Source organism: Mucilaginibacter sp. GW821-FHT07G05 (assembly GCF_059418565.1).
Window position 1 is genome coordinate 706,942 of the sequence record NZ_JBWKQC010000003.1, and the last position, 14,086, is coordinate 721,027.

General features: G+C 38.6%; 9 protein-coding genes. 3 read left to right on the forward strand and 6 right to left on the reverse strand.

The genetic code is table 11. The annotated features are described in order from the left end of the window. Positions 1–372 precede the first annotated feature (372 nt). The gene (gene omp85 / locus AC07NA_RS11090) at positions 373–1,785 is read left to right on the forward strand and encodes an Omp85 family outer membrane protein (protein WP_494897630.1); all 1,413 of its coding nucleotides are present in this window, start codon (positions 373–375) and stop codon (positions 1,783–1,785) included. Positions 1,786–1,994: 209 nt separating this feature from the next. Then, positions 1,995–2,306 carry a hypothetical protein gene (locus AC07NA_RS11095; RefSeq protein ID WP_494897631.1) on the forward strand — a complete coding sequence of 104 codons (312 nt, stop codon included), beginning with the start codon at positions 1,995–1,997 and terminating at the stop codon, positions 2,304–2,306. 520 nt (positions 2,307–2,826) lie between these two features. Here the strand turns inward: AC07NA_RS11095 and AC07NA_RS11100 are convergent. The 3 genes from AC07NA_RS11100 to AC07NA_RS11110 are packed head-to-tail and all read right to left on the reverse strand — an operon-like array spanning position 2,827 to position 7,479. Next, entirely contained in the window at positions 2,827–4,554 is a 1,728-nt protein-coding gene (locus AC07NA_RS11100; RefSeq protein WP_494897632.1) for a DNA-binding transcriptional response regulator, read from the reverse strand. Continuing rightward, positions 4,505–5,215, reverse strand: a complete 711-nt coding sequence (locus tag AC07NA_RS11105; RefSeq protein ID WP_494897633.1) for a hypothetical protein — start codon at positions 5,213–5,215, stop codon at positions 4,505–4,507. Before AC07NA_RS11105 ends, AC07NA_RS11100 begins: the two co-directional genes overlap by 50 nt. Continuing rightward, positions 5,212–7,479, reverse strand: a complete 2,268-nt coding sequence (locus tag AC07NA_RS11110; protein WP_494897634.1) for a reverse transcriptase family protein — start codon at positions 7,477–7,479, stop codon at positions 5,212–5,214. The genes AC07NA_RS11105 and AC07NA_RS11110 overlap by 4 nt, the downstream gene beginning before the upstream one ends. Positions 7,480–7,760: 281 nt before the next feature. Here AC07NA_RS11110 and AC07NA_RS11115 point away from each other — a divergent pair, with 281 nt between their 5' ends. Then, the gene (locus AC07NA_RS11115) at positions 7,761–8,780 is read left to right on the forward strand and encodes a helix-turn-helix transcriptional regulator (protein WP_494897635.1); all 1,020 of its coding nucleotides are present in this window, start codon (positions 7,761–7,763) and stop codon (positions 8,778–8,780) included. Between the two features lie 1,128 nt (positions 8,781–9,908). Here AC07NA_RS11115 and AC07NA_RS11120 read toward each other — a convergent pair. From AC07NA_RS11120 to AC07NA_RS11130, 3 genes are read right to left on the reverse strand one after another with little or no spacing between them, the layout of a single operon-like run. Beyond that, complete coding sequence (locus AC07NA_RS11120; RefSeq protein WP_494897636.1) at positions 9,909–10,832, reverse strand: restriction endonuclease; 924 nt, start codon at positions 10,830–10,832, stop codon at positions 9,909–9,911. 11 nt (positions 10,833–10,843) lie between these two features. After that, positions 10,844–13,480, reverse strand: coding sequence for a restriction endonuclease (locus tag AC07NA_RS11125; protein ID WP_494897637.1), 2,637 nt, complete (start codon positions 13,478–13,480; stop codon positions 10,844–10,846). Beyond that, entirely contained in the window at positions 13,477–14,085 is a 609-nt protein-coding gene (locus AC07NA_RS11130; protein WP_494897638.1) for a hypothetical protein, read from the reverse strand. The genes AC07NA_RS11125 and AC07NA_RS11130 overlap by 4 nt, the downstream gene beginning before the upstream one ends. Position 14,086 lies beyond the last annotated feature (1 nt).

A 14,086-nucleotide genomic window follows, 5' to 3' on the forward strand; every position in this document is an offset into this window, starting at 1 on the left:
TTGAAGACTCTTCAATAGGGTCAGATGGATTCTAACCTTCATCCAAAAATGGTATAAGACAAGCTATCTATATGCTTAGCTTCTGTTAAATTATCGGACGTTGGCGAAGCCTGCTGTACCATGTTCCGTAGGTACTTTGATTGATATTAGTTAGGCCTTATACTCCTGTCATGCCCTTCCCATAATTTGGGATAGCCCAATGGATTATTCGATGTTTTTAACGTTTCTAATTGTTCTCTAATACTTCTCTAATCCCATTTTAATATTTTCAAAAAAATATATCATTTTTTGAAAATAATTAAAAAATGAACAGAAAAATTCAGAATTTATCCAGTATTCAGCAGGAATTTCAGGATCAAAACCAGTAATCCTATGAAATATCAGCTAATCTTAACAATCATTTTCGGCTTGCATTTTGCCGCCGCGGCACAGCAAACCGACAGCCTGTCACAAAACAAAGACAGCCTGTCTTTCATTAAATCCAAACGCATGTCTGATGCCGATCTCGCCAAAAAACGGGAAGGTAATTTTGTGACCGGCTTGCCCGATCTTTCTTCCGACCCGGTGACCGGCTTTGGCGTTGGTCTGCGTGCAAACCTGTACTTTAACGGCCGTCGGAACAATCCTTTGTTTGCCTACACCCCATACCTGATGAAACTGAAGGCTAACGCGGCCTATTACACTTCTAATGCAAAAGAACTGGTATTAGGTTTGGATATGCCTTACTATAAAGGTACCCGCTGGCGTTTCAGGGTAGATCTGAAACTTCAGCAGAACCCATCTAATCTATATTTCGGCCTGACTGAGCAGACCCTTGGCGATCTGCGTTTACCATCAAATCCCGGAGCTACTTTTAGTAAATATGAAGATTTCGACAATGCCAGAAAAACCCTGCGCCCCGGCGGCCCCGGTGAAGCGGAGCAGGTAACGGACGCGCTTTCAAACCGTTTCCGGGAAACAGAATTCATGCTGAACCTTAAAGCGGATTATGCCCTGGGGCAAAAAGGAAAATTTAGGGTTATGGGCGGTTATGAGATCCAGCACCTGAGCTATAAAACCTTTGAAGGGTTTGAGACGGATGCCGCTCAGCCGGGTACGGGGCAGGAAGTGAAAGCGCCTAATGGCTTTTCACTGCTTAAAAGGGATTTTGACCAGGGCCGGACATCAGGTTTTAACGGGGGATGGGTGTCACTTATACAAACCGCGCTGATTTATGATGTACGCGATTTTGAACCCGACCCTACACGCGGTGCCTATGTTGAACTGGCTAACGAATTCTCGGGTAAAGTGATCGGTTCGCAGTTCTCTTTCGATAAAGTGTTTATCCAGGGCAGGTATTATCAAAAGCTGCCTTTCGGCTCGCGCACTTTGCTGGCCGGGCGTGTAGCCGTGGGTAATATATTTGGCAGCAGCGCCCCATTCTTTGAGTTCCAGGATCAATGGTCGCCCGATGGTAGCATCAATTCGCTGGGCGGCAAGCAATCCTTGCGTGGTTATCGTGCTAACCGATTTTTGGCCAGGTCGTTATGGTTTGCCAACCTGGAACTGCGGGTGAGGCTTGCAGAAGTACGCCTGGGCAAGCAACATTTCGGTTTTGGCGTAGCGCCGTTTTTCGATGCCGGTACTGTACGTGATCGCTGGCAGGATCTCAGCTTTCGTCAAATCAAAACCTCCTATGGCGCCGGCGCACGCATAGCCTGGAACCAGTCGACAATCATATCTTTTGATTACGGATTTTCCCGAGAAGACAAGCTTTTCTTCTTTGGTATTGGGCAGGCATTTTAGATGCTGATAGTTCTCAAAGAATATTGACAGGGATGGATGATGATGTATTTCAGCCTGTGATTGTTCTGCCAACGCGCCATTTAATAGAAAAAGCCCTCAAAATTAATTTGAGGACTTTTGATCAATAACTTGCTTAATGCTGTCGATGTAATGAAAAAATCAGGTAAAAGGATTGAATCTTATTAAAGTAATCCGCTAACTTTATACTTATGAATACTAAACCTATCAAAGGTGTTTTTGCTGTAATTGATAGTTTTGCAATAAAGAGTAGAAATGAATTTTATTTGATAGGTGAATTAACTGAAGGTGAAATAGAATCAACATGGTTTATTAACGTTTCTCTAAATAAATCCTTGAATATCACCGTCAGAATTAAATCTATCGAAGATGTTGATTTTACACAGGAGAAAGGCCGTTACAAATTAATTGTTGTTGATAGTGATTCAGAATCTACAGAATTACTACTCGGACTTAATATCGGAAGTGAAACGGTTAATATTACCATTGATGGAGAGGCCTAAAATTTCATAATGAAAAAAGCTATCTTTTTATTGATCGTATTTCTTTCAACACTAAAATCATTGAACTAATTATTCAGGTGTAATTTTCAAATAACGGCAGGAGTTATAGAAGAAATTTTTGAATACCTGTTTTTGATTGAGATAATACGATAAGTATCATTTAATCAGGTGGTTAATTGAATAAAAAAGGAGATAATTTTAATTTAGTATCTACTTCAGTGGAGCCGGAGGGAGTTTTTTTAAACTCGAAACAGCTTGATATATAGTGTGTTACACTACCGATATTTTACAGGTCTCTGAATAGGTCTCTCAATAAAAAAGAAGCCAAAAACGCTATGCTTGTGTTCAAATTTAATGATTAATTTTCAATTGTGCGAATCAAGCTTCATACGGTATTATTGTCTGCGCATTTTAATGTATAATCTATGTTTTTGAGTATATGAACTGAAACATTACTGTAATTTTACGACATCATTCAGAAAGTTGATACGGTATTATCTAAATAGTTCAATGATCAATATTATTTAGTTAAAAACAGTTCAACAATCGCCAGCAGTTCGTTTAATTCCGTCAGTGAAACGAAATTGCCATTATTTCCGTGTCCTGCTTTCTGATTCCGTATCTTGTTGATTTTTCCCCATTTCTTTAAGTCATTGTCTGTTTTTACAAATTGAAAGGCCAGGATAAAGGATACTTTTGCTAACGTGCCTACTGATTGTGTGTACTGGACATGGGGATTCGGGTGTTTACTGAAATAGTCGCCATTGAAAGAGTCGGCGTGATGGGTTAATTCCCACTCGGTATCCGTACCGTTGTCAGTGATCACTTGGCGGGTGCCGTTGTCCACGTACCAGTCTCGGTTTACTAGTTCCAGATTTTCATGCTGAGCTGCGAAGTCTTCTAACAGTTGGTAATAGGTGAGATAAGCCAGGTTAAAATACTTTTTACTATTTACGGTCTTTTTCAAAAGATTCACACTGATGTCCAATGAGGCGATGCAGCGATCGTAAAATTGTTGATAGCCAGGAGATACAGCGCCATAACGCTGATTAATATGTGCAATAATGCTTTGATGTAAGATGACGATCTTTTTAAGGAATCTGAGCTCAAAGCATTGGTTGACTTCATTTTTAAAGTTTCGATAGTTTTCTTTGGAAAAGTTGAGAGGAAAATTGTACTCGGGAGATTCTTTAATATAATAGCCGTCAGCGCCGGCGTCCAGCAGCGATTTCATGTTCCAGGCTTTGTTTGATGCCGTGAACATGATGACCTGATTGCCTTCATTCTTGTCTTTGATATACTTCAGCAATTTAGCGCCGGAGAAGTCTTTCGGAGAAACGGTGTTTTCTTCATCTGTTCCGTCCAATCTAAGATCGATCAAGTAAAGATCGAAGTTATCACTGTCTATCAGTGTCTTGTTTTCGGCTGTCAGTTGGTTGATGTCTTTGATCTTTTGATTAATAATCTGGAAATCGTCAGATGTTGTTGTTTTAAAAATTTTGCGTAAAACGCTGCCCCAGCCTTTGTCAGCTTCATCGTCTATCAGCAGAATGCGTTTGCCGGCCGACTGTATTTTATCTGCAGGATCCAGGGAGATATGACCGACTACACGCAGACGTGCCGTACCGAGGCTGCTGTAGTTGTCGTTCCAGGCGTTGATATATTTAAAGTAAAGTTGTTTATTGCTCTTGCTGAGTTCAGTGTCGGCCGTTAGGTTAAGGCTAGCTGCACGGCTTAAGCTGGTGGCTCCCCATTGGTTGGCTAGAGAATGTTTACCACTGGTTTCGTCGGGATGAATGATGACGGAATTCAAAAATTGTGATTTATATGCGTCAACGCTGATGGGTTTTATTAATGTTATTGCATGGTTGATCGCATCTTTTTCATATTGTATGAATGCGCATCCTGCGGTACTTAAAAGATTACCCAGTGGGCCTGCTTCTCTATGTATTTTGGCGAACCGGTCGTTAGATGTAAAAAGGATCGGAATAAGACGTTTTTCATACAAGCTTTCGGTCAACCTGATATGCAAAGCGATCTTCAGTCGAAGTAGAGTTTCGCCCCGTGGAATCGGGATGACCAACATGTCGGGTACAGAGCTTTTTAAGGTTTCCTCGACAAAATCGTGTATTTCTTCGTCCGTGGAGATAAGCGGCAAATCGATAACCGGGTAACCGAGGTTTGTCGGTATTGCTTCGCTATTTCTTCCAATAATGAATATTTGTGCCATAGATACTGATGCTTTCATTAATAAGGGAGATATTGTCTTTAATTGTTTTAAACGTGGTTTCTGATTTTTCCAGATCCTTAATGAAATCACTGAAGGATCCTGACATTCCAGTGTACGGGTAGAAACTTTCAAACAGTTTCAGATCAACCAGATCCGTTCGGAAGACCTGTTCCGCTGATAATTTGATCAAACTGTCGAGGAGTTGGTTCGCCAGTCGATCTGCTGCTGCCGTTTGATAGTCGACACCGTCTGTTAATAAGCGAAACTCGATTTTTTTCTTCCGCTGATACAGATCGACGAAGTCATGCAGCCTGCTGTAAAAAAGTGTTTTATTGATTTGGAAAACACAGTCGGGATCATCAATCGGGTCGTACTGGGTGGTTTTCATTTTATTGCTAAAAATGACTAGTGGAATTTTCGAACCGTAATCGGCAAGGTTTTCTATAATTTCTTCCACGTTTTTATGGGAGTTGTTCAGATAGTTCCCGGCGGTGTCGCAGTCTTCCATTGTTTTGTGGATCAGAATACAGGCGGCATCTTTTAAAAAAGAAAGGTTAGTACCTTCAGTCAGTGCGGTCACCGGTTTTAGCACTGAATTATATGTGCCTTGCTCAACGAAGAAAACTCCGAATTGGCTTGCACGCATGTTATTTTTGTTGTCGTCGATCAGGTAAATCATTTTTGATAAAAAGTTAATAAATGAGTGAAGCCGTCTATGCCTGTCTGTACAGCTTCTTCCGCAGTTAAGTATTCGATTTCTTCACCCGGCCCAAGCAAAGTAATCCTGACTGGTTTACCCTCCCAGATAGTTTCTATGGTCCAGTCGCAATAGCCTGTCAGTTTGTTCCGTGCGTCGGCAAGTTCTCCTTTGCCTTTCCCGAGATCCAGCAGGAAATCGTCTAAAGGCTTCATAGGGAAGGAGCCGATGTGATTGAGTCTGATGATCCGCAGGCGATAAGAATCAGTTTTTTCCCTGGTGTAGGTGACTGAGATTTCTTTGCAGTCTTCAATTCGTTTATAAAATCCGTCCAACAAGAGTTTTAAGGCTTCGCTGAAATAACCGACATGCGTGTAGAAGTCTGCTTTTTCACAATCTTTAAGCTTGATTTTACAACTGCCGTATTTGTCACCGAGTTTATCCCTCAGGAGTTGGTTGATCATTTTTTTTAATTCCGGCGCTTCGATTCGAGTCAGTTTTCGGAATGATTCAATGGTGGCAGCGAATGTTTCGTTTCTTTTTAGATGGTGTTTTTTGTCGACAGACCATTTGATGCGATCCGGCCGCGACCAGCCGTCCTTGCAGCCCTTATTCCAATTCGGTGTTTCCGAAAATGCAAATTCATTGACAATTGCCCAAAGCGATTGCGGAATAGTCAGGTTGCCGGGTTTGGTGCTTTCCTCAAATACTTTGTGAGCTGTAGGTAAGAAGCTTTCGATATCAAATATCCGATCGCTTTCGTCAAAGTCGTGGGTCAGGTATTTCAGGCCTTCGGGATCATCGAAAAGGCTCATAAAGACCGCAACCCGCTTGGGCATATTTATTTTTTCGTTGTCCGGGACAGTAAATTTTCGTGATGGTTTCGCTGTTACTGTTTGAACCGGTATCTTTTCGGCATCGGCCCCGCTTTGAATAAGTTTAATCAGTTTTTTTTTCTGTCCGGTGTCCTTAACGGTTTCGCTTAATAGTTTATCCAGTAATTTATCAGCTGTTGTAGTACCCGCTTCTTCCTTGAAGCTTTCGAAGGCCGCCCGGAGACCGTGCTGCTCCCAGTAATTCAGCAGGCGATCAATCAGCGATACTTTTTCATTTTTTTCCTTGAGGGCGATATAGCGGCTGTTGAGGTGCTGGTAAACTTTATTATCTGACCCTTTGACCATTTTTAAAAACTCCAGCTTTCCGCGCAGCAAATGGCTCATATCTGGGGCTTTTCTCTTTATATGCCCCATGTCATTAATATAGTCATTTAGAAAAAACAGATAGGCTTTCTCATAACCGTATCGTTCCCACAGATACAGCCAGGAGCGCATTTTTTTTATATAATCACGCGGTACACTAACGTTTTTATTGACGACCAGGCCGGTAACGGTTTGACGTTCGTGTTGTTTTTGCAACCTGGTTTTTGAGGTGTTGATCTGAAAACCCTGTTCTTTGATGATGCGCTCGATCTCCGTAATAAAGGCGCTGTCTGTTTGGTAGACATTATGCAACGATGAAAAAGTAATGTCGTCAGCATAGCGAGAATATTTCAGCCCGAACCTTCTGGCGACCGCGGTCAACAGATAATCCAGCCTTTGACAGATAATGTTAGTGATGATCGGTGATGTCGGTGCGCCTTGCGGAACGACGTTCTTTTTAACAGCGACCGGTATATCTTCAGTCTGCCGGGTGCCGGTAACGATTTCGGTGCAGCATAAGGCACTGATGATGTTGACGACATCCAGATTTGGTTTTTCTCTGCTGAAGGGTTCGGTAACTTGACCGAGTAAAAAGGGAGGCAACTGAAAACATTTCCAGACCCGTGCCTGGTCTATACTGAAAAAAAAGTCTTTCAGATCAATGTTATAAACATAATAGTTACCGCTGTGAACGGCAGCATTATCGCGGATTGATCTGCCAGGTATAAAGCCATAAGCAGCTGGATGAGCCTCAAAAACACAATGTAAAATCAGGTTTAATGATTTCTGAAGTTCCAAAAGGCCTTTAACGGGCGCATGAATGGAGCGCACACCGCCCGATTTTTTTTTTACTGTAAAGGTTCGGTAACGGTTTGGGTTGACGCGTGGGTTGGAATAGTAAGTAAGTTGGTTTAATCTGAATTCGTAAGCGTTCTTTCCGTAAGTGATTTTTTTGGCGTAATTAAGTAGGTGAAGCAAATCTTCCTTGGTCACGGCTTCCCGAAACCTTTTGATGATGTATTCAGATTGATTTTTTTTCAGCTTCATAATAAAAATGTTCTTTGAAGCCTGCTGACCATTCTTTGTATATGAAAGATAAAGAACACCCAATAAATAAAAACAATAGTATTAATCGTAATAAAATTACGAGTCGACATTGTGTTATGCGGATTTACCGCAAGCCGGCCGATCTGATATTTGAAAACAAATATCCAGCGGGCGAATTCAATGTTTTCAGCAGGCATTCAAAGAACTAGACAAATATAGTTTTCAAGTGTGCAGATTTGCTTCACAGTTCGTATTTATTTATAAATTCGACTAAAAAAGTCATGTCTATTACAAAAAACCCTCTAATCCGCTATAAAATACTCGATCAGTGTTTTAGAAATCCCGGCAAACGATATTTTATTCATGATTTGATAGCTGCCTGCGACGAGGTGATGGTCGAACTTGACCCTGCATACCGAGGGATTAGCCGTCGACAACTGTTAGATGATATCTCTTTTATGGAAAGCAGTGAAGGTTGGAGTGTTAATTTGGTTAGATCCCGTGTCGGACGAAAGGTTTTTTATAGGTATGTGGATATGCAATACTCTATTAATAATATGCCTTTAAATGCTGTAGAGTTAAATCAACTCAGGTCTGCAGTTGCTGTGTTAAGTCAATTTAAAGGAATGCCGCAGTTTGAAGGACTAGATTCTTTGCTGGCAAAAATTCACTACGGTACTGCTAATGGAGTCAGTGAACTAAAAGCCGAATTTGATCATAACAGGTTCCTGAAAGGCAATGAGCATTTGGGAGTAATCTTTAATGCTTTACATTATCACATACCGCTCACAATCACCTATCAGGATTTTAAAGCAGCCGAACCGTACCGTGTATTATTGCATCCATATCATTTGAAGCAATATAACAATCGTTGGTTTTTATTTGGATACAATCCCGAGCGCTCAAAAAGTGATTGGAATCTGGCGTTAGACCGAATTATTTCCATAGAAGAAACAGATTTGAGTTACGTTGAAAGCCTTATTAAAGATTGGGAGAAATATTTTGACGATATGGTCGGTGTTACCAAACCTGAAGGTGCGTTGCCCGAGCTAATTAGGCTGGAGATTTACGGCAACACTGCAAAATATGTCTTAAATAAGCCAATTCATGGCTCTCAGAAATCAAAAGATTTGGCTGGTCGCTCTGGTATTGAGGTGAGTTTACAGTTAATTATTAACTACGAAATTAAGCATTTTATCTTGTCCTACGCAGACAGTGTAAAGGTTATTACTCCACCACATCTTGCTGATTCGATAAAAAAACATTTCGAAAATGCCATTACTTTGTATTCGGGACAATAAGCCTATCCTTTACATTAAAAATATAGGGAAATTGAATATAAAATAACTTTTAAATAAAAAGCATCCTTTCAATATGCCTTTCACCTCTAATTTGTCGTTAATTTACAGTTAATTTAGGTAACCAATGTTCCTAATTCCATAGTGATGCTAATGAGTTTGTCACAGAATTAGGGTAAATTTTACGATTTTTTGTTTCAGAATTAGGGTAAATTAATTATCGACTCAATGATTCTATATTTAAGGTAACGTCTATCTTTTTCAATTCGTGTCTCACTGCGTAATGAATTGAAACACATGATTTTCTGTTACATATGAAATTTAATATGGGTGGTATAACTTTAATGAGGTGATAATATGATTTGAGACTATTGAACAAACCATCCCATATTTACAACTTAAGCAACCAAAAGCGCGAGCCGGGTAAATAGTCAAGGCCGGGCTACCGCTAAAAACAAAACACATTAGCCCGCTCTGCATTGCCTTGACTTTTTATCCCGGCGGTAGGCTATCTTTGCGAGTGTGGTGATTATGGAACTTGAAGAGCCTTTATTTATATTAACTTGTTAGTTTGTTATTTATTGGAATTGAACTGCTCGAACAATTCGAGTAGTTCAATAATCTTAAGCAACAATTTTATTATAATCTCCAACTATTTCCATTTTGAAAATAATTAATTATCTGTTGTAATTAGTTTAAAGCGAAAAGGAAATGCTTTGACTATCTGCCTTTTGGAACTGTTTCCAAAATGGAAATAGTTGCTTTTTTTTCCATTTCACTAATACTAAAATATTGGATAATTCTTACGACTGGCTTGAAAACCCTTTAGTATGTCTTAATCCAATTCTCCACGCAGCGCGTAGAGAATTGGCGGAAAGAAACCCGCCCCAAGATCGTGCGTGGATAGTATATTTCCTTGCCGAAGTGCAGTGCAAATAAGTAAAAAAACCCAATAGCTTCGGCCGCAAATGCTTTAGGCACTTAATATTTATGTTTTTATACACAAATCGTCCGCAGTGCGGACGATTTCGAATACATCAAAACCCAAATACTTCTTCGAAAATCGGAAAAGCAGGTTCGCCGTTAAAACAAAGTAGTCCGTTCTGCCTCGCGTAAACAGTTATAACATATTTACTCATCGTCGAAGTAGTCACTATCCAATCTTTTTATTTCATAAACTCTTTGTGAAGAAACTCCAAGATTATAATCAATCATAAGCTGTGTTAGCTGTACGCCGTCTATAAGAACAATTTTAGTTTCATTACGCGGTGTATAATTTAAAGCATCTTTAGTAAATGACGATGTCGTAATGAATATACCTTTTTTTGCGCCTTGGCCAGCCAAAGCGCCTACAAATTTATGAAGTTCAGGTCTGCCGACTACACTTGCAGCTTGCCATCTTTTGGCCTGTATATAGATAATATCCAAACCCAATTTATCCTCTTTAATGGTTCCGTCAATTCCCTCATCGCCTGTTTTACCAATAGCTTTTCCAGCGTCCTTAATTGATCCTCCATATCCCATCTTAACCAATAATTCAACTACTAAACGTTCAAAAAACAATGGAGATAATCTTCTAACGGCATCTAATAGCTCTTGTGCCAATGATTGACGAATAGCTTGATATGAATTTTCAATTGTTTCTTCGGGTGTTTTTTTATCCGAATCCTGGAATACCTCAACTGACAATGGCTTGTCACCCTCTTCCTTTTTATAGCTTTGAAAATCAACAAATTCTGAAAATCTTCTTAGTAGAGCATTATCGATCTTTTTGGGCTTCTCTTTTAAAACGGTTAATACTCTTGGAGTAATCGCTAACGTTCCTCGTTTGGGTGAATCGATCAATCCCGCCTTTTTTAAATATGTTCTGGCCCATCCAACACGATTAGAGAAAAGAAACGCTTGGCCACTCGGTAATAATTCCTTTAAATCTTCTTCTGTAAGCTTGAACTGATGCCCTAATAATTCAACTACATCTTTAAATAAATAAGTTTTTTTGTCAGCAACCTGGTTTAATAGCGGCAACATCACGGATTGATAATCAGGTATAGGCATATTGGTTTGCTTTAGTTAAGTTCGCTTACTTTGGTAACTTGTTTATATATTACATCTTCAAAGTTTTTGAAGTGTTCTTTACCGCATTTAATCTTTAATTTTTCACTGCCTCTTAATTCCTGTCCGGCACTTTTTGTTTCGGCAACAAAATATATCTTCTTTTCACCTTTAAATACTATTGCCCAATCGGGATTATACTTGCCTATAGGTGTATCTATTTTGAACCAAAAGGGAAGTTTAAAATAAAACTCTATGTTTTCGCTGCTTTCACAATCTCTTGCAAAGTCATTTTCTACTTTAGAATCCAGTGGTATATAATTGTCATAAATGGTTTTATCAGGGGCATTTACTGTATGAGTGAATTGGTCAAGATATATTTCCAGTTCGTTATCTTCAAACAATTGCATTTCGTAAACTTTGGTGCCTATCCTTTCATACTTTATGCCGTCAATCATTAAATCGTAAAGGGCAGTCTTAATTACATTTACCGAATTATCCATAAATAATTGAGGATTAAGCAACAGTTCAGTTATTCTTCCCGACTTTTTGAGAATATCTAAAATTGTGCTTCGTGTTAACTCCGTCTTAGCTTGTATATAAGCTAACATATCAGGAATATCAAAAGTTAATCCATAACTATCATTCCCACTATCACTTACCAATACCCCCTCAACTCCTTCATCTGTAATTAGCAATCTTTTTTTAGTTGATCTTATTGTGGGCTTTCTTGTTTCTGGCATTTCTTTTACCGCTTTCGCAGCCAAAGTAATTAAGTCACCCGTATTGTACGATACGCTATAACGGGTACGGAATTTTATCTTTCCCCAAATCTCCAAGAATTTCGGATCAGCTTCAAATCCTTTACGTAAATTAACTTTTCGCTTTTCCCTCTTGTCTTTTATACGGCCCGAAAAATCCACACCACAATCCTGCTCAATTTCCTGCTGTAGTGCTTTCGCAAAGTCATCATAGGATTCATTTGCAATGACAGTCAACTTGTTAATGTTACGGTCAAATATCCGCTCGCCTTCCTGATTAACGGGTAGGCGTAACCCGCGCCCAATCTCCTGTCTTTTCTTGATTTCTGATTTGGTTTCATTTAAAGTACAAATCTGAAAAACATTAGGGTTGTCCCACCCTTCCCGTAATGCCGAGTGGCTAAAAATAAACCGAAGTGGAGTCGTAATGTCCAATAGCTTTTCTTTATCCTGCATAATGAGTTTATAAGTATCGTCATCTGCCTGGGTCTCCCCACCCGTGTCTTTGACTTTTCCTTTATTATCTTTTGAGAAATAACCATTATGTATTTCTTCAACTAAATAGGGGATTAAGCCGCTAAAAGTCGGTTTGGCTGATTCATGATTATAAATTTCTTCAAACCACTGCGCAAATTTTCCCTTAACCTGATTTCCATTCGTGTCATATTCCCTATAGTTTTTTACCTTGTCAATAAAGAATAGGGATAATACTTTAATACCTTTATTTCGATAAGCTCTTTCCTTTTTAAAATGCTCCTCTACTGTTTTACGAATCATAAATTTCATTATTTCATCGTTCATTCCCCCTCGCGTTTCACCAATATATAAGACCAAGCCGTTCGTTAATGAAATACTTCCGTTACCTGCATCAATTTCATCAACTATAAATCCATCCTTATAAATTTCTCTTTGGTTACTATGCTTATATAGATCATCGCCAGATTTGACAGAAATAGATTTTTTGACAACACCTTTATCAGTATTACAATCTATTTTAACCTTAGCTGTAATTTTAGTTTTTGACGGAACTATACTTTCCAACTGCACAAATGCCTCGTTCATAGCATTTTCACTCAATATCGAATCTACTTCTATTTGCTTAACCAAGCCTAAGTCATAAGCTTTTACAGGATTAAGTGAGTACATTAAGTTATAGAGATTGGTATGTGTCGCAGAATAACGAAGCGTGCAAAGCGGGTTTAAATTTGCTATGGCCTGTCTGCGGATTGCAGTCTCCATATTTTGCGGTTCGTCTACAATAACAATAGGATTACAACTTTGAATAAATTCAATGGGCTTTTTGCCGGTAAGCTTATCGTTAGGCTTATTTATTACATTTTCATCTTTTGCAAATGCATCAATGTTGATTACAAGAATCTGAATAGCATTATTAGAGGCAAAGCCTCTTAAATTGGATACTTTTTTACTGTCATAAATATCAAAATTTATAGTTGCCCTATCATATAACGAACGAAAATGATCCTGGGTTATTTGAAGATTTTTCAATACCCCTTCTCGGATTGCAACAGACGGTACTACAATTACAAATTTTTTAAAGCCATATAGTTTATTGAGTTCATAAATTGTTCTTAGGTAAACATAGGTTTTGCCTGTACCTGTTTCCATTTCTATAGAAAAATTCATTTCTTGAAATGTTGTATTGGCATTTCTTATCTCGTTTCGCTGTTGTATGGCTTTTATATTTTCCCAAATCTGATCTTCATTTAAAGTAAGATTGTTGCCAAAGCCATCCTCAGATAATAATGCTCCTGTGGATTTTATTGTGAACTCAAAATCGCCATTACTCAATGGCTGGCCTTCAAATATATCAGTGATAGCTTTTATAGCATCTATTTGGTATTCCTGGTTACTATCGAAGTGTAATTTCATGCGGTAAAATCAAAAATTAGATGTTTTAAACTATCTATGCCCGAGTGTGAAGATTCATAGTAACAATTATGTAGTTCAAAAATTTGCTTTCGTAAAACCTCGGTGTCTCTTTTATCTTTTTTTAACAAAGAATTAATTCCATCTATAGTCAAATCCAAATTCCCTTCTAAAAGATAACCGGCCAAGCATCCATTTTCATATTTCTTTGAGATATAGCTGTCAATGCCTGTTTTAATATATCTTCGCTTCAACGAAGAATCTTTTTCCTTTAAATTTTTTGCCTCAAGAAAATATCTATATTCATTCTGAGACTTAAAGGTTGTAAATCTTAAGTCAATTCGAGGAAATTTAGCTGAAAATCCTTTTTCTTTTTTAATGGAATTTTTAGATAAATGATGCTCTACATTACTTGAAATAGACCATTTTATCCTTAAAGGATTACAAGTAATATGCTCATGCAGCTGAGCAGTAATATCATTTTCAGCCCAGTCAGTGGATACGGATTTTTCTTTAATAGCACTATTGTAGGATGCTATTATTAATTCTATACAACGATTATTGAAGCTGGCTCTAAAAGCAATCTTAATGTTATTATTCAGCCTCATA